The sequence below is a fragment of the Streptomyces sp. NPDC086147 genome (assembly GCF_040702165.1).
In the GTDB taxonomy this organism is placed as follows: Bacteria; Actinomycetota; Actinomycetes; order Streptomycetales; family Streptomycetaceae; genus Streptomyces.
In genome coordinates, this window is sequence record NZ_JBFBJO010000016.1 from 34722 (window position 1) to 53276 (window position 18555).

General features: G+C 73.3%; 12 protein-coding genes. 2 read left to right on the plus strand and 10 right to left on the minus strand.

Annotated features, from left to right (window positions below; genetic code table 11):
* Window positions 1-367: 367 nt before the first annotated feature.
* A complete protein-coding gene (gene acnA, locus AB0398_RS26790) occupies window positions 368-3082 on the minus strand; it encodes an aconitate hydratase AcnA (protein WP_366378181.1) in 2715 nt (904 codons plus the stop codon).
* Between the two features lie 409 nt (window positions 3083-3491).
* On the opposite strand from acnA, the gene AB0398_RS26795 reads away from it, so the two are divergent.
* Window positions 3492-3848, plus strand: coding sequence for a VOC family protein (locus AB0398_RS26795; protein ID WP_366378182.1), 357 nt, complete (start codon window positions 3492-3494; stop codon window positions 3846-3848).
* Window positions 3849-3899: 51 nt separating this feature from the next.
* The gene (locus AB0398_RS26800; protein WP_353796556.1) at window positions 3900-5429 is read left to right on the plus strand and encodes a UDP-N-acetylglucosamine 1-carboxyvinyltransferase; all 1530 of its coding nucleotides are present in this window, start codon (window positions 3900-3902) and stop codon (window positions 5427-5429) included.
* Window positions 5430-5519: 90 nt separating this feature from the next.
* Here the strand turns inward: AB0398_RS26800 and AB0398_RS26805 are convergent, their stop codons facing one another.
* From AB0398_RS26805 to AB0398_RS26845, 9 genes are all read right to left on the minus strand, one after another.
* Window positions 5520-10568, minus strand: coding sequence for a hypothetical protein (locus AB0398_RS26805; RefSeq protein WP_366378183.1), 5049 nt, complete (start codon window positions 10566-10568; stop codon window positions 5520-5522).
* A gap of 106 nt (window positions 10569-10674) precedes the next feature.
* A complete protein-coding gene (locus AB0398_RS26810; protein ID WP_366378184.1) occupies window positions 10675-12171 on the minus strand; it encodes a zinc ribbon domain-containing protein in 1497 nt (498 codons plus the stop codon).
* Window positions 12172-12174: 3 nt separating this feature from the next.
* Complete coding sequence (locus AB0398_RS26815; RefSeq protein WP_366378185.1) at window positions 12175-12744, minus strand: phage tail protein; 570 nt, start codon at window positions 12742-12744, stop codon at window positions 12175-12177.
* Window positions 12741-14699, minus strand: coding sequence for a putative baseplate assembly protein (locus AB0398_RS26820; protein WP_366378186.1), 1959 nt, complete (start codon window positions 14697-14699; stop codon window positions 12741-12743). Before AB0398_RS26820 ends, AB0398_RS26815 begins: the two co-directional genes overlap by 4 nt.
* The gene (locus tag AB0398_RS26825; RefSeq protein WP_366378187.1) at window positions 14699-15121 is read right to left on the minus strand and encodes a GPW/gp25 family protein; all 423 of its coding nucleotides are present in this window, start codon (window positions 15119-15121) and stop codon (window positions 14699-14701) included. The genes AB0398_RS26820 and AB0398_RS26825 overlap by 1 nt, the downstream gene beginning before the upstream one ends.
* Before the next feature lie 25 nt (window positions 15122-15146).
* Window positions 15147-15464 carry a PAAR domain-containing protein gene (locus tag AB0398_RS26830; protein WP_366378188.1) on the minus strand — a complete coding sequence of 106 codons (318 nt, stop codon included), beginning with the start codon at window positions 15462-15464 and terminating at the stop codon, window positions 15147-15149.
* A gap of 38 nt (window positions 15465-15502) precedes the next feature.
* On the minus strand, window positions 15503-17323 hold the full coding sequence (locus AB0398_RS26835) for a VgrG-related protein (protein WP_366378189.1): 1821 nt from the start codon (window positions 17321-17323) through the stop codon (window positions 15503-15505).
* Window positions 17320-18042: a LysM peptidoglycan-binding domain-containing protein gene (locus tag AB0398_RS26840; protein ID WP_366378190.1), complete on the minus strand. Its 723-nt coding sequence runs from the start codon at window positions 18040-18042 to the stop codon at window positions 17320-17322. Before AB0398_RS26840 ends, AB0398_RS26835 begins: the two co-directional genes overlap by 4 nt.
* Window positions 18043-18106: 64 nt before the next feature.
* Window positions 18107-18532, minus strand: a complete 426-nt coding sequence (locus AB0398_RS26845; RefSeq protein ID WP_053640846.1) for a phage tail protein — start codon at window positions 18530-18532, stop codon at window positions 18107-18109.
* Between the last annotated feature and the right edge of the window lie 23 nt (window positions 18533-18555).

The window sequence follows — 18555 nt, forward strand, 5'->3', positions numbered from 1 at the left end:
ATTTGCAGCCGGGTCGTGCAGGCGTCGGGCCGTCGTGTGTGGGAACCGACTGGCTGGACGCCGACAGGTATAGTCCACTTCCCTTCGCCTGAGCAAGATCGAAAGCAGGTTTCGACAGCCATCTTTCCCGAGTTGAGACCTGCGGGATAAGCACGCTGGATCTGCGGCGTTTCGTCCAACCATCCGTCCGTCGACACCCTTGACACCGGTCCCGGTGTACCCGTACTGGGACCCGTGAGGGCGGTGCCGCCCGAACCCGTGAACGACAAATCGGACACGTCTTCGAGAATCGAAGGGAAACGCGAAGCGGGCCCCGCTCCTCGGAAAGAGGAGCGGGGCCCGCCCGGTGTCACCGGGTCCTGCGGCGTCAGCCGCGGATCAGGTTCCGGAGCACGTACTGCATGATGCCGCCGTTGCGGTAGTAGTCGGCCTCGCCGGGGGTGTCGATGCGGACGACCGCGTCGAACTCGACGCCGGTGTCGGTGGTGACCTTCACCGTGCGCGGCGTGGTGCCCTCGTTGAGCTCCTCGATGCCGGTGAAGGAGAAGGTCTCCTCGCCGGTCAGACCGAGGGACTCGGCCGACTGGCCCTCCGGGAACTGGAGCGGCAGGACGCCCATGCCGATGAGGTTCGAGCGGTGGATGCGCTCGTACGACTCGGTGATGACGACCTTGACGCCGAGGAGCGCGGTGCCCTTGGCGGCCCAGTCGCGGGACGAGCCGGAGCCGTACTCCTTGCCGCCCAGGATGACGAGCGGGGTGCCCTGCTCGATGTAGTTGCGGGAGGCGTCGTAGATGAACGACACCGGCCCGTCCGCCTGGGTGAAGTCGCGGGTGTAGCCGCCCTCGGTGCCCGGCGCGAGCTGGTTGCGCAGGCGGATGTTGGCGAAGGTGCCGCGGATCATGACCTCGTGGTTGCCACGGCGCGAGCCGTAGGAGTTGAAGTCACGACGCTCCACACCGTGCTCGGTGAGGTACTGGCCGGCCGGGGTGTCGGCCTTGATGGCACCGGCCGGGGAGATGTGGTCGGTGGTGACCGAGTCGCCCAGCTTGGCCAGGACGCGGGCGCCGGCGATGTCGGAGACCGGGGTGGTCTCCATCGTCATGCCCTCGAAGTACGGGGGCTTGCGCACGTAGGTGGACTCGGTGTCCCACTCGAAGGTGTTGCCGGTCGGGATCGGCAGCGCCTGCCACTGGGCGTCGCCCGCGAAGACGTCCTGGTAGGACTTGTTGAACATGTCCTCGCCGATGGCGTTGGCGACGACGTCGTTGACCTCGGCCTCGGTCGGCCAGATGTCCGTCAGGTAGACCGGCTTGCCGTCCTGGTCGGTGCCCAGGGCGTCCTTGGTGATGTCCACCTTCATGGAACCCGCGAGGGCGTACGCGACGACCAGCGGCGGGGAGGCCAGGTAGTTCATCTTGACGTCGGGGTTGATGCGGCCCTCGAAGTTGCGGTTGCCCGAGAGGACCGAGGTCACGGCCAGGTCGTGGTCGTTGACCGCCTTGGAGACCTCCTCCGGCAGCGGGCCGGAGTTGCCGATGCAGGTGGTGCAGCCGTAGCCGACGAGGTTGAAGCCGACCTTGTCGAGGTACGGGGTGAGGCCCGCCTTGTCGAAGTAGTCGGTGACGACCTTCGAGCCCGGGGCGAGGGTGGTCTTGACCCACGGCTTGCGGGTCAGGCCCTTCTCCACGGCCTTCTTCGCGACGAGCGCGGCGGCGACCATGACGTACGGGTTCGAGGTGTTGGTGCAGGAGGTGATCGCGGCGACGGTGACGGCGCCGTGGTCGAGCGTGTAGGTGGAGCCGTCGGGGGCGGTCACCTGGACCGGGTTCGACGGGGCCGAGCTCGCGATCGCCGGGGAGTCGGAGGCCGGGAAGGACTCCTGGCCCGCCTCGTCGACGCAGTCCACGTAGTTGCGGACGTCCTGCTTGAACTGCTCGGCGGCGTTCGCGAGGACGATGCGGTCCTGCGGGCGCTTCGGGCCGGCGATGGAGGGGACGACCGTGGAGAGGTCGAGCTCCAGCTTCTCGGAGAAGTCGGGCTCGGCGGCCGGGTCGAGCCAGAGGCCCTGCTCCTTGGCGTACGCCTCGACGAGCGCGACCTGCTGCTCGGAGCGGCCGGTGAGCTTGAGGTAGTTCAGGGTCTCGCCGTCGATCGGGAAGATCGCGGCGGTGGAGCCGAACTCCGGCGACATGTTGCCGATGGTGGCGCGGTTCGCCAGGGAGGTGGCGGCGACGCCCTCGCCGTAGAACTCGACGAACTTGCCGACGACGCCGTGCTTGCGCAGCATCTCGGTGATCGTGAGGACGAGGTCGGTGGCGGTGGTGCCGGCCGGCAGCTCGCCGGTCAGCTTGAAGCCGACGACGCGCGGGATGAGCATGGAGACCGGCTGGCCGAGCATCGCGGCCTCGGCCTCGATGCCGCCGACGCCCCAGCCGAGCACGCCGAGGCCGTTGACCATGGTGGTGTGCGAGTCGGTGCCGACGAGGGTGTCGGGGTACGCCTGGCCGCCCCGGACCATGACGGTGCGGGCCAGGTGCTCGATGTTCACCTGGTGGACGATGCCGGTGCCGGGCGGGACGACCTTGAAGTCGTCGAAGGCGGTCTGGCCCCAACGCAGGAACTGGTAGCGCTCCTTGTTGCGGCCGTACTCCAGCTCGACGTTCTGGCCGAAGGCCTCCTTGGTGCCGAACTTGTCGGCGATGACCGAGTGGTCGATGACCAGCTCGGCCGGGGAGAGCGGGTTGACCTTCGCCGGGTCGCCGCCGAGCTCCTTGACGGCCTCGCGCATGGTGGCGAGGTCGACGACGCAGGGCACACCGGTGAAGTCCTGCATGATCACGCGGGCCGGCGTGAACTGGATCTCCTGGCTCGGCTGAGCCTGCGAGTCCCAGTTGCCGAGGGCCCGGATGTGGTCGGCGGTGATGTTCGCGCCGTCCTCGGTGCGGAGCAGGTTCTCCAGGAGGACCTTCAGGCTGTAAGGGAGGCGCGCGGAGCCCTCGACCTTGTCCAGCTTGAAGATCTCGTACGACTCGTCGCCCACGCGCAGCGTGCTGCGGGCGTCGAAGCTGTTCGCCGACACGACAGTCTCCTTCATCAATGTGCGCGTACTACCGTCATGCTGCCGCCACGACCCCTCGCGGATCCGTTAAGGTAGGGCTAAGTTAGGTAACCCTTACCGGCCGGGCGGCCACGGTGCGCCGTAAGCAGTTATCTCGATGTCGAGATAACTCTAGTGCATCCCGGTCGCTCGGTCATGCCCGGGCGCCCGCGAGGTGCGTGATGTCGCCCCCATGCGGCGCCCCGCCGCCCGCCCGCCGGGACGGGACGGGCGCCACGGCCGGAGTACGAGACCGCCGGGGGCGGCGAGGCCGGGGGCGCGGAGCGCGCTCCGTCCGGCCGTCCTGCCATGCCCCGTACGACCGTCCCGCCGTGCCCCGTACGGACGCGGACGACTGGCAGCCCCGGCGCGGGAGGCCGAGGATCGGAGCATGTTCAGCGGCGTGCACGTGACCTTCTACAGCCGGGACGCCGAGGCGGACCGCGTCTTCCTCCAGGACGTCTTCGGGTTCGAGCACGTGGACGCGGGGGGCGGCTGGCTCGTCTTCAAGCTGCCGCCCGCCGAGATCGCGATGCATCCCGCCGAGGACGGGCCGAGGCACGAGATGTACCTCATGTGCGACGACCTCACCCGCACCCTGACGGCCCTGGAGGACCGGGGCGCGGAGATCTCACGGGCCATCAGCGACCGGGGCTGGGGACTGCTCGCGGCCGTCCGGCTGCCGAGCGGCACCGAACTCCCCCTGTACGAGCCGCGTCACCCGACTGCCCACGGCCTTTCACCCTGACGGCCCACCCCGAGTCCGATCTTCATCTCATATCTGAGATAACGTGACGCCATGGCAGACGACTACCTCGTACGCATCGGCAAGCTCATCCGTGACGCCCGGCAGCACCGCGGCTGGACCCAGACGCAGCTCGCCGAAGCACTGGCCACGAGCCAGAGCGCCGTCAACCGGATCGAGCGCGGCAACCAGAACATCAGCCTTGAGATGATCGCCCGGATCGGCGAGGCCCTCGACAGCGAGATCGTGTCGCTGGGATACGCGGGCCCCATGCACCTCCGGGTCGTCGGCCGCCGCCGGCTCTCCGGCGCCATCGACGTCAAGACCAGCAAGAACGCTTGTGTCGCGCTGCTCTGCGCCTCGCTCCTCAACAAGGGCCGCACGGTCCTGCGCCGGGTCGCCCGCATCGAGGAGGTCTTCCGGCTCCTGGAGGTCCTCAACTCCATCGGCGTGCGCACCCGCTGGATCAATGAGGGCGTGGACCTGGAGATCGTGCCGCCGGCCGAGCTGGACATGGAGTCCATCGACTCCGAGGCCGCGATCCGCACCCGTTCGATCATCATGTTCCTCGGCCCGCTGCTGCACCGCATGGACCGCTTCCGGCTGCCGTACGCCGGCGGCTGCGACCTCGGCACGCGCACGATCGAGCCGCACATGATCGCCCTGCGGCGCTTCGGCCTGGAGGTCACGGCCACCGAGGGCATCTACCACGCGCAGGTCGAGCGCTCGGTCTCCCCCGGCCGCCCGATCGTCCTGACCGAGCGCGGCGACACGGTCACCGAGAACGCGCTGCTGGCCGCCGCGCGGCACGACGGCACGACCGTCATCCGCAACGCCTCCTCCAACTACATGGTCCAGGACCTCTGCTTCTTCCTGGAAGCGCTCGGCGTCCGGGTCGACGGCATCGGCACCACCACCCTGACCGTGCACGGCGTGCCGCAGATCGACGTGGACGTCGACTACTCCCCCTCCGAGGACCCGGTCGAGGCGATGAGCCTGGTGGCCGCCGCCGTCGTCACCGAGTCGGAGCTGACGATCCGCCGGGTGCCGATCGAGTTCATGGAGATCGAGCTCGCGGTCCTGGAGGAGATGGGCCTCGACCACGACCGCTCGCCCGAGTACAACGCGGACAACGGCCGCACCCGGCTGGTCGACCTGACGGTCCGCCCCTCCAAGCTGGAGGCGCCGATCGACAAGATCCACCCGATGCCGTTCCCGGGCCTGAACATCGACAACGTCCCCTTCTTCGCGGCCATCGCGGCCACGGCGCAGGGCAAAACCCTCATCCACGACTGGGTCTACGACAACCGGGCCATCTACCTCACGGACCTCAACCGCCTCGGCGGCCGCCTCCAGCTCCTCGACCCCCACCGCGTCCTCGTCGAGGGCCCGACCCGCTGGCGCGCCGCCGAGATGATGTGCCCGCCGGCCCTCCGCCCGGCCGTGGTCGTCCTCCTCGCGATGATGGCCGCCGAGGGCACGTCGGTCCTCCGGAACGTGTACGTCATCAACCGGGGGTACGAGGACCTGGCGGAGCGGCTGAACTCGATCGGGGCGCAGATCGAGATCTTCCGGGACATCTGAGAACCGCCGGGGAGGGGGCCGTACGCCCGCCCCGGACCAGGACCCGCACACGGCGGCCCCGGGCGTCGTCGCCCGGGGCCGCCGTGGTGGTCAGCCCGGGGCCAGGTGGCCGTCCGGGTCGTGGAGGCGGGCGGGCCGGGCGGTGAGCATCCGGCGGACGGCGTGTTCCGGCATGCGGATGACCACGGGGCGGGCGAGGGTCGTCTCGCGGGTCGCCGTCGCGGTGGTGCCGGAGCGAATCCTGCCCGTGACCCGGGCGACCGCCCTGACGTCCAGGGTGAACTGGACCAGGACCGACCTGCTCTTCGGCTTGTGGACCGGCATCGAGCCGGACGCGTTGGCCGTGGCGTCGGTGGTGCCTCCCGAGCCGCCCGTGTTGGCCATGAGCTGGTTGAGCCGGAACTGGTCGGCGTTGAGGAGCCCGGCGCCCACCAGGCCGCGGGCCGACCTGCCGTGGTCGGCGGCGCTCTGGCCGTCCCGCTGGGTGGGGCGCATGCCCTCCAGGTGGCTCTGGCCGATCGTCTCGAAGGCCATCTTGTCGCCCACGCCGAGGACCCGGCCGTCGCGCAGCCGGGCGTGCAGGGACGCCCGCAGGTCCTGGCCCTCCGCGCCGGAGGCGTGCACCGGGGGCAGGTCGGCGCCGGACGAGGTGAGCAGGGGCAGGGCGGCGATCATCCACTCCGTGGAGACCGCCTCGTTCAGGGCGTACGCGGCGGCCTGACCCCGGTCGCGGAAGCGCGCCCCGCCGCCCGCCCCTCGGATCGCGGACGTCAGGAGCTGCCGTACCTGGGTGACGCCGTGGAATCCGTTGACCTGGGCCTCCATCGGCAGACCCGCGCCGCTCGCGCGCCAGGCGGCCGGGTCGGCCGGAGCCCCCGGGTCGGGGGCGTGCGAGCCACGGGCGACCGCCGCCACGTCCCGCGCCGGGAGTTCGGCCCGGGACAGCGCCTCCAGGTCGGCGCGCAGGACGCGGTGGACGAGCGTCAGGCCGTCCAGCCGGGCGAGCGCCACCCGGGTGCCGCCCCGGTACAGCTCCAGGCTCGCCCGGACCGGCACCCGCACCCTCGCCACCGCCGCCGAACCGGCGTCCGCGACCGTCTTCATGCCGAGCTGCCCCCGGCTCACGGCGCCACGGCGCCGTGACGCGCCGGACGCGAGGGCGGCGCCGGCCGCTCCGCCGGTGCTCTTCACCTGCCCCGCGCCGCCGTCCGGCCTGCCGGAACCCGCCAGGACGCCCTCGACGCCGGTGGTCGTGCCCTCGTCGTGGGAGGTCGCCCGCTGGGAGACGGCGGAGGTGATGTACTCCATGTCCCGCCGGTCCCCCGCGTCCCCGAGGAACGCGCCGTCGCCCACCCGGTCGACCTTGAACACCGCCCAGTGCGGGGTGCGGCGGCCGTCGAGGAGCTCGACGGTGACCCCGCCGTCCATGGCACCGGACAGCAGCCCCGCCGAGCCGTCCCGGTCCAGGACGCGCAGCAGCCGCCGTACGTTGTCGTTGCGGTCGTCGAGCTGCCGACGGGGCAGCAGGGCGTCGGCGAGGTCCTGGCTCCGGGCGGCGACGAGCCGTTCGCGCAGCCCCGCGAGCAGCGGTACGAAGTCGGGGAGGTCCTCGACCGTGCCGAAGCCGAGCGGGAGTTCGCGGCGGAGTCCGGGGCCGGTGGCGGGCGGGGAGGAGCCTTCGGGTCCGGCGGTCCGTTCGGCGGCGGTCCGCGAGCTCTCCGCCGGGCCCTCCCCCTGCGGCGCGGACGACGCCGCGGAGGGCTGTGCGCCGGGCCGCAGGGCGCGTCGCAGCGCCTCGGGCAGCTGCTCCTCCGTCAGCCACACCCCGGCCGCCGCGGGAAGCGTCCGGGCGCCCTTGGCCACGTAGGGGCCGCCGCCGGTCACCTCGACCTCGGCCACCATGGTGACCAGCAGGTCGCACTGGACCAGGTGCAGCGGGCCCTTCTTCGGGGTGTGGGCGTTGCGCTCGACCGTGCCGGACAGGGCGTACGCCTCCGTGTCGCCCTGGCTCGTCGTGCGGAATGCCGACAGGCCCTGCCCGGCCCGCCACGCGGCACCGGTCTCCGATCCGGTCGCGCCCACCTGCACGGTGCTGCCGGTGCCCTGTCCGGTCTGTCCCGCCGACTGGTGGCCGCCGAGCACGAAGGTCTCGGTGCCCGGGCCTTCGGCGGTGTGCACGAACCGCGGGTTGGCGAGCGCGAGGCGGGTGCCGACCGCGCCGTCGAGGGCGGCCAGGCGGCGCGGATATCGGAGGTTCTTCACGACCCAGCCGGAGGACGCGGCCTGCCGCAGGGACGCCTGGACGGCCCGTTCGCCGAACCTCTCCTCGATCGCGAGGCGCGGCGCGAGTCCCTCGGTGGCGAGGGCCGGGTCCTCGCGCAGCCCCCGGTTCCGGGCGGCGGCCCGGGACAGCAGCGCGAAGGCCAGCTCCCGTACGGGCTGTGCGTCGACGGTCTCCACCAGCTGCCAGTCGCGCAGGACCGGTCCCGCTCCGGCGGCCGGGTCGAGGCCGGCCAGGTCGCCGATGCCCTCGGCGGCGACGGTGGCGGCGGCGGGTGCCGGTGCCGTGCCGGCCGCGAGCGCCGCGTCGGCCCGGTCCTTGCCCTCCCGGTCCAGGGTGAACTCGGCCGGTGTGAGGAGCCGTACGTCCTGGCTCCCCAGGTTCATGTACGTCAGCGTCTCGGCCTCCGGCACGTCCCGGCCCGGGGCGCCGACCGTGAGGCCGCGGGCGAGCTTGCGGGGCCGGGAGGTCATGGTGGTCTCCACGTCGAGGTGCAGGGCGGCGCGGAAGGCGGCGGCGGTGTCGGACCCGTTGACCACGACGTCCGTGCGGCCGGTGGTGCCCGCCTGGTTGCGGTGGGACCCGGAGCTGTGCCGCTCGTAGCGGGCTCCGGCGGTCAGGATGCCGGGGATCAGCCGGGCCTGCCCGAGCACCAGGCCGCCGATCGAGCGCGAGCTGCTGCGTCCGCTCTGCGCGCCGGCGCCCATGGTGGCGTGGCCGCGGACCGACCAGTCCTTGACGTCGCCCTCGTAGGCGGTGTCGCTCAGACTGCCCCGGACGAGGAGCTGCACGTCGTGGGAGTGCAGCGTGGTCTTGCGGCGCAGCCGCACCCGGATGCCGGTGGACAGCAGCTGGTCCTTGTTGACCCGGAGGTTGGTCTCCGAGAGGGCGGCCGTCAGCTCGCGGTGGTTGCGCCGCTGGGCCTCGGCCTCCTCGTCGCTGGTGTCGAGGGCGGGCGCGGTGGCGCCGAAGGCGGGCAGGTAGCCCGCGAGACGGGGGTCGGTGGCGAACATCCGCAGCACGGCGCGCACCATCGGCCCGGTGTCGACCCGGCTCAGGGCGACGCTCGACCCCTTCCCGTCGTACGGGAGGTGGCGTTCCAGCTCCTCTTCCCCGCCGTTCCCGTCGACGCGCTTCGGCTTGCTCGCGAAGTCCTCGGCGGTCACGCCGGCCGGCAGCGGCAGCCCGAACGAGCGGGCCTCGTCGGCCCGGAGGCTGATCCACACGTTCATGGTGTGGACGGCGACCCGGGTCTCGGGGTGCAGGATCGCCCGGACCGAGCGGGGTCCCGTGCCCTCGGCGGTGAACGTCACGGTCCCGGAGTAGAGCACCTTCTCCCCTCTGATCTCCGCGCCCTGACGGCTCGCGACGCTCTGCTCGGCCACCGTGAAGCGTGCCTTGCGGGCCGCCGCGACCGGCATGGCGGTGGCCCGGACGACGGCCGCGTTCGCCGCCGCGCCGACGCCGACCGCCGGTCCCAGGCCCGCCTGCACGGACCGGCCCTTGCCCGCGGCGTCGGTCACCGCGGTCTGGCCGTGCTGGTGGGTGCGCAGCTGGGTCCTGCCGGTGCCCCAGGCCGGGGAGAGGCCGGTGACCGCGGCGCGCAGCCGGTAGCCGCCGGCCGTCCTGCCGTCCTTGGAGTACAGGTCCTCGCCGGTCACGCCGTCGCGCAGCAGCCGGGGCAGGTCCTCCAGGACGCCCGTCGTGGAGGTCGCCTCGTACAGCCTGCCCCGGCCCGGCGCTCCGGGCTCGGTGAGCGAGGGGTGCAGCACGGAGGCGACGGCGTCGAACAGGCCGCGTCCCGCGTCGTGGGGGGCCGCCCCGTCGACGACCGCGACCGGTGCCAACGAGTCGGCCAGGGAGACGCTCCGGGCGGTGTCCGCGGACACCGGCACCGGCGGGGCGGGGTCCTCGGTGCCCACCGGGACCAGGTGTTCGGTCGGCACGCGCTGCATGAGCGTTCCGGAGTCCCGGAAGGTCTGCGCGTCGTCGTCGCCGTGGCGCCGGACGCGGACCTCGTAGCGGACCTGGCGGCGCACTTCGACCGTGCCCTTGTCGCTGCGCAGCACGCGCGGTTCGGCCACGGCCGTCTGCCGCCGGGACTCGCGGGAGGACTGCCAGGGCTGGGCGTTGAGGGTGGCGGCGCCGCCGAGCCACAGTCCGGGCGCGACGGGCGCGAGTCCGAAGGCGAGGCCCCCGGCGCCCTTGCTCGACGAGCCGCCGCTCGAACTTCCTACGGTGGCGGCCGAGTTGCGGTGGACGTCGAGCTTGGTGTCCTTGCCCACGGGGTCGTCGAGGGCGGCCTGCGGCGCGTCGTCGGTCCCCGCCGAGGCGGTGGACAGCAGGTCCTCCGGCTGGAAGACGGGAGGCCGGTCGGCGGGGGCCCGGGAGATCCGGACGGTGACGTCGTACGACTCCGCGCCCGTCCGGCCCTCCACGGCGAAGGCCCGTCCCTGTCCGAAGAAGCTCTCCGGGCGCCCGGCCAGCTCCTCCGCGATCTCCGCGACCGTGCCGTCGGCGTGCCCGACCGCCGCGGACACCGCGTGCCGGACGAACTCGTGGCCGGTCGGGTCGTACGTCGAGGACAGGCCGCCCGCCTGGAGCCGCAGCAGGTACGGCGGCAGGACGAAACCCGTCTCGGTGCGCTCCTCGACGTCCGGCAGCGACGGTCGGGCGCTCCGGTTCCGGTTCCTGCCCACGGCGCGCGAGGCGACCGCGTTGCCCGCGGTGCGCTGGAGGGAGAGCAGCGGGTGCGCGGTCCCGGCGGCGAGCGCGTCCGGCGGCGCGGTGCGGGGCTCCCGGTCCGCCCGCTCGGGCGTGCCGGTCCTGCCGTCCTCTGACTGCCGCTGTGTCCGCACGGGGTCAACGTAGCCACCGGCGGGGCGGGGAACGGCCGGTCCCGCGCTTCCCGGCCGATTCGCCTTCTCCGCTCCGCGACCCCTTCAGCTCCCGTACTCCCGGCGGTCATCCAGGGGCGGGGGATCCGCTTCGGCTCCTCTGGAAGAACTCCACCTCCGCCAGGGCCAGATGGCGTTTCCCGGACAGGTCCACGGGCGAACGCAGCGTCAGACGGACCGTCCTGACGTCGCTGATCCCGGTCTGGATCGTGTGCGGGACCGGCTTGTCGCTGAGGAGGAGTTCCTTGACGTGGCGGGTGCCGTCCGCCGTCGTCACCTCCAGGTCCACCTGGAGCGCGCGCGCCTGGCGGGCGTACGCCTCCGGGGACGTGGACGCGCCGTTGGTGATGATCAGGGCGACCAGCCGGAACGGCTTGCGGAAGGTGTACGTCACCGAGGCGCCCGCCCCGGGGGCCGCCCAGTACTTGTTGTTCAAACCGTCCGTGGTGTTCGTCGCGGGGTGCCCGGGAAGCGCGCCGCTCGCCTCGACCCGTACGGGGGTGACGGGCGCGGCCTTGCCCAGTTTGTCCCGGACGTCCTCCACCAGGGCGCGTCCCGCGGGCAGCAGGAGGAACCCGGCGGCGCACAGCGCGAGCACGACCGCGAGGACCACGGCGAAGCGCACCCCCCGCCCCGAACCCGCCCGCGCCCGGCGCCGGAATGGCAACACCGTCCGCCACCACGGCAGCGGCGCGGCCTTCGGCGTCGGCCGCAGCTCAGCGGCGCAGCGACGGCAGAACTTCCGCTCCGGCCGGTTGGGCGTCCCGCACACCGGACAGGGCAGCCCGCTCCCCTCGTCGTCCACCGCGGCGGGCCGTACGACCGGACGGGGCGCGACGGCCTTCGCCGGGAGCACCGGCAGGATCGGGTCGCGGACGGGCGCGGGTGCGGCGGGGGTGCGCGGGGCGGGAGTGCGCGGGGCGGTGGGGGCGCTCGGCGGACGGGCGGCCGTTCCCGGACCGGGCACCGGGTCCGGGGCGGACGTGGGCGTGGACGCGGACGCGGGCGCGGGCGCCGGGTCGGCGGGACGTACGGGGTCCTCGGTGCCGGTCGGCGGGACGTTCGAGGTCCGGGCGGCCCGGATCCGGGTGAACCGGGCCCGGCCCGTCGTCGTGTCCGGGGCCGGGGTGTCAGGCGTCGGGGGGCCGGAGGCCGGGGTGCCGGGGGCCCGGCTGTCAGGCGTCGAGGTGCCGGAGGCCGGGGTACCGGAGGCCGAGGTGCCGGGGACCGGGGTGCCGGGGACCGGGCTGTCAGGCGTCGAGGTGCCGGAGGCCGGGGCGTCCGGGGCAGGGGTGTCGGCCTCCGGGGCGTCCGGGGCCGGGGTGTCGTCGGGGCCGGTCGCGCCCGCCTCCCCGCCCCCGCTCCCCCGCCCACGGGTACGGGCCTGTCCGCCCGTGTCGTCCGCCGGCGCGGCCGTGCTCTCCGGAGTTCCCCCGGACGACGGCGTACCGCTCGCCGTCCCGGGTCCGGCGGGCTCGTCCGACCAGCCCAGATAGGCGCCGCAGTTGCCGCAGAAGTCGTCGGCGCGGTCGTTGGCCGCCCCGCACGAGGGACACGCGCGCATGCGTCAGCTCCCTTCCTCGACGGGCGGGCCGGTGACGACCTCCACCCGGAACGCGACGTGCACCGGGCACATCGCCCGGACGATCTCGTGGACCCGGTCCGCGTCCACCCGCCCGGCCCGCGCGCCTTCGGGGACGACCCGGACGAGCAGCTCGCCGTCGGGCTCCGGCGGGAGGTCGGAGCCGGCGGTGTCCGACCAGACCGCTCCGCCGTCGCCGACGATCTCGGCACGCACGTCCAGGGCGAGGCGCAGGGCCTCGGTAAGCCCCCGTCTCGTGCCGCGCCACCGGTGCAGTTCCACCGCGCGCGCGACCGTCTCCCGGCGCAGCTCCAGGGGGCGGCGCGGATCGTCCGCCGCGCCCACCCAGGACGCCAGCCACACCAGGAAGTCCGACGGCGCGAGGCGGGGGTCGAGGTAGGCGGGCAGGTTGTCGAGGGTGGAGAAGACCGGGGCGAGGACCGTGTCGAGGCCGGCGGTGAGGCGCTGCGCGAGGCTGTCGTCGGCGTAGAGCGCGGGCAGTCGCTCCCCGATGGGGTGCCTGCTGGGCAGCCCGGGTATCGCGGCGCGGCTCATCGTCCCTCCGGTCCGGTGGCGGACACGACCACCTGGTGCTGGTAGGAGAAGACCAGGGCGCCGGGGCCGACGTCGATGCGGTCCGTCGGGGCGCCGCGCCGGCCGGTGACCGGGTCGGCCGGGAAGAGGCGGATCTCCTCGACCAGCGCGTCGCCCGTCGCGCGTTGCAGGACGCCGAAGACCTCGCCGTACTGGACGGGCCGTCCGAACGGCCACCCGGTGCCGTCCGGACCACCGGTCAGCGGGTTGAAATGGCGGAACAGTGCGTGCAGGGCCGCCTTGCGGACCGCGTCGGCGTCGCCGGGGGCGGCGGCGAGGCGGGCGACCACGGTGACGCCCTGGTAGACCGGCGGCTCCACCACGAGGCGGGTGCCGATCAGGCGCCGTTCGTCGAGGCTCGCGGTGATCGCCGAGAGCATCTGCTCGCCGGGGATCAGCTGCTCGAAGCGGAGCCGGTCGTCGCCCTCGTCGGCGACGGCGTCCGGCACCACCAGGACCCGTACCGCGCCCGGCGCGTCCGCGGCCGGCAGGCAGCGCACCCGGCGCACCGAGGGCGCGGCCTGACGGCTGATGACCTCGTAGTCCTCGGCGGTCACCGCGCGGTCCTGCATGCGCAGCGCCTCCGGTGCGCGCAGCCGGGCGTTGTGCACGCTCTCCCCCGCGACGCCGCCGCGCGCCGCCTCCCGGTTGGTGACCCGGGCGACGTACGGAACGGAGCTGAGCAGCACGGAGATCGCGCCGCGGGCGACGTTGCCCGCGGGGCCGCCGCCGGTGCGGTGGCGGGCGACCCGGATCCGCGCGCCCTTGGGCGGTACGGCGCCGCACTGCCGCAGGGTGCCGTCCGGTTCGCGCAGCGCCGGGGGGAAGGCGAACTCGCCGGTGGTGGCATCCACCCGGACGTGCCGGTCGGCGGGGAGGGAGCGGCCGAAGTGCTCGACCACCTCCCAGCGCTGCCAGCCCTCCTCGGAGGACACCTCCACCACGGGCGGCCCGGCGTCGAGCAGGACCGGCGGCCGGTCGAGGCGGAAAGTCTGTCCCGCGATGCCCTCCGAGACGCCGAGCGGTACGTCGGTGACCGTCTCGGCGTGCTCGGCGGACATGGTGCCGCCGACGGTGAAGACCTCCGCCTCGCGGACCGTCGGGGACTCCGAGTAGAACGGCTGGCCCGGTTCCGCCTCGGTGACCCGGCAGCGCAGCCATCCGGCCCTGGTTCCGCCGATCACGGACGCCATGTGTCCGGCGGGCACGTGGACGACGACCTCGCCGGGCCGGTTGAGGCCGCCGGTGGTGTCGTCCCCGGTCTCGCAGACCTGCCAGCCGCCGCCGTTCCACGCCTCCCACACGAGCGGGGGCTGGCGCGGGTCGACGCCGACGCCCTCGACGCGGCTGTCGAGGCGTACCGCGACGATGCAGCGCGGCACCGCCGTGGGCAGCCCGAACAGCAGCGCGTCGCCGGGCTCCGGCGTGGCCTGGAAGCAGGGGACGTCGAGTCCCTCGGCGAGCATGCCGGTCCTGTCGTGCTGCTCGCCGGTCCGGGACGCGGTCACCAGGCGCGTCAGCTCGCTCGGCAGGACGCGCAGTTCGCCGGTGGTGGCGAACACCACGGGGTCGTCGGTCTCGCCGCCCGCGGTGGTCACCTCGGTGCCGGGCGGCAGCGTGACGGTGTCGGCCTGCGGGGCGGACAGCCAGAAGTCGACGTCGGCGGCGGCCGCGGTCGGCGGGAACAGCCGGATGCCGAGCAGGTCGAGGAAGGCGTGGTAGTTCTTGTCCGGGACCCGGTTGAGCCGGTACAGCAACTGGTCGACCAGGTAGGCGAACGTCTCGATCAGGGTGACGCCCGGGTCGGAGACGTTGTGGTCGGTCCACTCCGGGGCGCGCTGCTGCACGTACCGCTTCGCCTCGTCGACGAGTTGCTGGAACCGGCGGTCGTCCAGGTTCGGGGAGGGCAGGGCCATCAGTCGGCGACCGTTTCCTCGGTCCCCTCCTCGGAGGGGATCGTGTAGAAGGGGAAGACCAGGTTGCGCCGGTCGTTGGTGGAACGCAGGGTGTAGTGCACGTCGATGTAGAGGGTGCCGTCCTCGACCGCGTCGAAGGCCACGACCACGTCGTCCACGGTGATCCGCGGCTCCCACCGCTCCAGCGCCTCCCGCACCTGCTGCGCGACGCGGCCGGCGGTGGCGCCGTCGCCGGGGGCGAAGACGTAGTCGTGGATGCCGCAGCCGAACTCGGGGCGCATGGGGCGCTCGCCGGGCGCGGTGCCGAGCACCAGGCGGATCGCCTCCTCGATCTCCCGTTCCCGTTCGACGAGGGCGATCCCCCCGGTCGGTCCGACGCGCAGGGGGAATCCCCAGCCCCGGCCGATGAACCGCTCGCTCATCGCCCGCCTCCCGTCGAGGTGTTCATCACACGCCCCCGATCAGCACGTTGAGCGCCCCGGTGAGGATCGTCGCGCCGCACGCCGTCCTGTCGCGGGCGCGCGCGGCCGGGAGTCCGCCGATGAGGACCTGCCCGGCGACGAGCCCGGCCGGGTTGGGCAGGATCACGTTGGCGGGTCCGAGGGCGGCGTGCGGTGGCACCACGCACGTGTGCAGGCTGCCGACGACAGCGGCGGGACGGCCGCCGATCAGCACGGTCGCCACCGTCCTCGCGGCGGCGGGCGGCGGGGTGGCGACGACCCCTCCGTGGTCGGTGGGGTCGCCGGTACGGGCCGCGGCGGGCATGCGGAGCTCCTTTCACGAGCTTTCCGTTGGGGGGTGGGTCAGTTGATCCGGACGAGCTTGGCCTTGAGGGTGGCGAGCAGGCCGCCGTCGACGGTCACGCCCGAGGCGCCGGTGACGTCCACCGTGCGACCGCCGATCTTCACCCCGACCCGGCCGTTGATGTCGACGTTGCGGCCCGACACGCTCACGTTCCCGCGTCCCGCGTCCACGGTGATGCCCCGCTTGTCCATGACGAAGGAGCTGAGCACCTGCCGACTCCTCCCCGCGTACACCGTCATCTCGATCCGGTCCCGCCGGTCGTCGAGGAAGACTTCGAGGCGCTCGTCGGCGGACATCAGCCGCACACCGGAGCGGCCCGGCGCCCGCGCGTCGAGCAGCTCCACCCGGTGGCCCGAACGGGACACGAGGGAGCGGCGGTTGACCCTGCCGGTGGTCTTGTCGATCAGGGGCACGTCGTGCGGCGAGGGCTTGTCCACGCCGTTGTACAGCCCGCCGATGACGTACGGGCTGTCGAGGAGGCCCTGTTCGAAGCCGACGAGGACCTCGTCGTTGACCTCGGGGCTCACCACGCCGCCGCCCCCCTTGCCGCCCCACTGGACCGTGCGCACCCAGTCGGTGACGTAGGTGTCGTCCAGCCAGGGGAACCTCAGCCGCACCGAGCCGCTCTCGGCGCCGCCCGTCTCGCGCACGTCCGTCACCACGCCGATCGCGAGGCCCGGCATGCGCGGTCCGCGGGACGGCGCGTTGGCGCCGGTGACCAGGCCGGTCAGGGAACGGTCGGGGCTGGCGCTCACCCACACCGTCGTGCGGTAGCCGCCATGCGGTTCGAGGACGTGCTGCACGGCCGTCGCCGTGTACTTGCCGGAGAACGCCCCGCCGACGTTGCCGAGCGCCACGGGCTTGCCCGCGCGCAGCATCGGATTGCCCTCGACCAGCGCCTCCAGCTCGCCGAACCCGGCGCTGACCTGTCCGGCGACCGCGTCCGCCACCGCCTTGGTCTCGGCCTGGGTGCGGTACGGGGTGTCGGTGACGGTGAGCTTCGACGTGCCGAACCGGGCGGCGAACGCCGGGCTCAGCCCCGGCACGACGGTGTCGCTGTCGACCGAGGGCTTGCGGGCCACCAGGGGCCGCTTGGTGGTGACGTCCCAGCCGCGCACCTCCACCTGCTGCGCCCCGTCCGCCGCCGACAGGGAGGCCCGCAGTGCCAGCAGGTTGCGCCCGTACTCCAGGACCAGCGGGTCGCGGGCGGCCGAGGTGGACGGCGAGGGCGCCCCGGACGCCTTCTTCGGCTTGGTGAACTGGAGGAGTCCCTTGTCGTCGACGCGCACCTGCGCGCCGCTCTCGGCGGCCAGGAACTGGAGGAAGTCCCAGTCGGAGACGTTCGCCTGGGACAACTGCTTGTAGGTGACCGGCGCGGCCTCCACGGTGCCGCAGGCCAGACCGGCTCCGGCGGCCACCTTGCGAACGATCGCCGCCGCCGTCATGTTCCGGTAGGCCACCACCTTCCGGCCGCGCTGGAGCCGGTGCGCCTTGGAGTAGGCGCGCACCACGGTGAACGAACCGGTGCGGTCCCGGTCCGCCTCCAGGGCCGTGACCTCGCCGTCGAAGAGCCGCTCGCGGGCCTGCCCGGTCACGGTGACCACGGAGACCCGGAGCGGGGTGCCGATGGTGATGCCGGTCTTGCGCAGGAACTCGTGGTCGGGGTCGCGGAAGGTGAGCACGGCCGCGTCCGGCAGCCCCACGTTCTCGTCGATCACGCAACTCACCAGCTGGGCGGCCCAGACCGGGGGCAGTTCGCCGGGCGTCTCCACGATCGGGTCCGCCGCGAACGACCGGCCGTCCCGCGCCCCGCCCGTCACCGCTCCTCCCCGGCGCCCGCGTCGCTCAGCGCCGGCACGACCAGTTCGGTGCCGGGCACGAGTGCCATCGGGTCGTCGATGCCGTTGGCCTCCGCGATGACCCGCCAGGCCGTCGCGTCGCCGTACTCCCGCCAGGCCAGCAGGGCCAGGCTGTCGCCGGCCACCACGACGTGCGTGCTGCGGCCGGTGCGCGCGCCGGACGTGGGGTTCTGTCCGGCGGGGCCGACGCTCGCCTCCTCGATGGAGAGCCGGCAGGTGGCCCGCAGCGGCTTGCCGTCCACGTCGAACAGCGTGTACGACACGGACAGGTTGGAGAGCACGCCGTCGAACGACGTGGTCCGCGCGCTGCCCCACTCGAACCGCACCCAGGGGCTGGCGGGCTTCTTGCGGCCCAGGCTGGCCTTGGTCGGCACGCACGCCTTCATCAGTTTCTCCACCGCCTGCTCCACGGAGTTGTCGTGGGTGGCGGTGGCGTCCAGGAACACTTCGAGGCTCAGCTCGCGCGGGCCGCTGCCGACGAACTCGGGCAGGGAGGACTCCTCCGCCATCCGGGACGGAGAGCGCCGCCACTCGGTGGTCTTGCGCAGTTCGAGGGTGGAGGGGTTGAACTGGAGGTCGAGCCGTGCCAGCGTCCCGCCGGGCTTGGCGCCGACGGAGGCCGGGGGCTCCTTCAGCGTGAGCTGGGCCCTGGCCCGGCCGGCTCGGGACGCTGGGGACATGACGGGGGTTCCTTTCCGGGGAACTGACGGGTGACGGGGGGAGCGGGGGCGGGGGCGGGACGCGTCAGGAGGGCCGGAGTCCCTCGTGGGCGATCTCCAGGGTCTCCACCGCCGCCTGCGAGCTGCTGGGGTCGAAGGACGGGCCCTGCCAGCGCACCGGGACGATCCCGAACACCTGCCAGCTGATGATCCGGCTCAGATCCGGTCTGAGGGCCACGATCTCGCCGTCCTTGGGCTCCACGCGCTTGAGCGTCTCGTCGAGCCAGCGGGCGATCTTCGCCGTGTCGGCGGTGACCGGCCGGGTCAGCGTGATGTTCGACCAGGTCACCCGGCCGGGAAGCTGCCAGGTGAAGCCGTTGTTGCCGCCCTCCGCGTAGCTCTCCATCTCGACTTCGGCGCCCATGCCGGAGCAGGTGTTGAAGGCGCCCAGGTCGTTGCCGCCGATCGCGAGCCGGAAGAACACGCTGCTCGCGAAGATGTTGTCCGTCATCGGTCCGTCATCCGTTCCGCGCC

Excerpts from the sequence above, each read along its gene's own strand:
- AB0398_RS26795 (WP_366378182.1), top strand. The coding sequence starts at position 3,492 with ATGTTCAGCGGCGTGCACGTGACCTTCTACAGCCGGGACGCCGAGGCG.
- AB0398_RS26800 (WP_353796556.1), top strand. The coding sequence starts at position 3,900 with ATGGCAGACGACTACCTCGTACGCATCGGCAAGCTCATCCGTGACGCC.
- AB0398_RS26810 (WP_366378184.1), bottom strand. The coding sequence starts at position 12,171 with ATGCGCGCGTGTCCCTCGTGCGGGGCGGCCAACGACCGCGCCGACGAC.
- AB0398_RS26815 (WP_366378185.1), bottom strand. The coding sequence starts at position 12,744 with ATGAGCCGCGCCGCGATACCCGGGCTGCCCAGCAGGCACCCCATCGGG.
- AB0398_RS26820 (WP_366378186.1), bottom strand. The coding sequence starts at position 14,699 with ATGGCCCTGCCCTCCCCGAACCTGGACGACCGCCGGTTCCAGCAACTC.
- AB0398_RS26825 (WP_366378187.1), bottom strand. The coding sequence starts at position 15,121 with ATGAGCGAGCGGTTCATCGGCCGGGGCTGGGGATTCCCCCTGCGCGTC.
- AB0398_RS26830 (WP_366378188.1), bottom strand. The coding sequence starts at position 15,464 with ATGCCCGCCGCGGCCCGTACCGGCGACCCCACCGACCACGGAGGGGTC.
- AB0398_RS26840 (WP_366378190.1), bottom strand. The coding sequence starts at position 18,042 with ATGTCCCCAGCGTCCCGAGCCGGCCGGGCCAGGGCCCAGCTCACGCTG.
- AB0398_RS26845 (WP_053640846.1), bottom strand. The coding sequence starts at position 18,532 with ATGACGGACAACATCTTCGCGAGCAGCGTGTTCTTCCGGCTCGCGATC.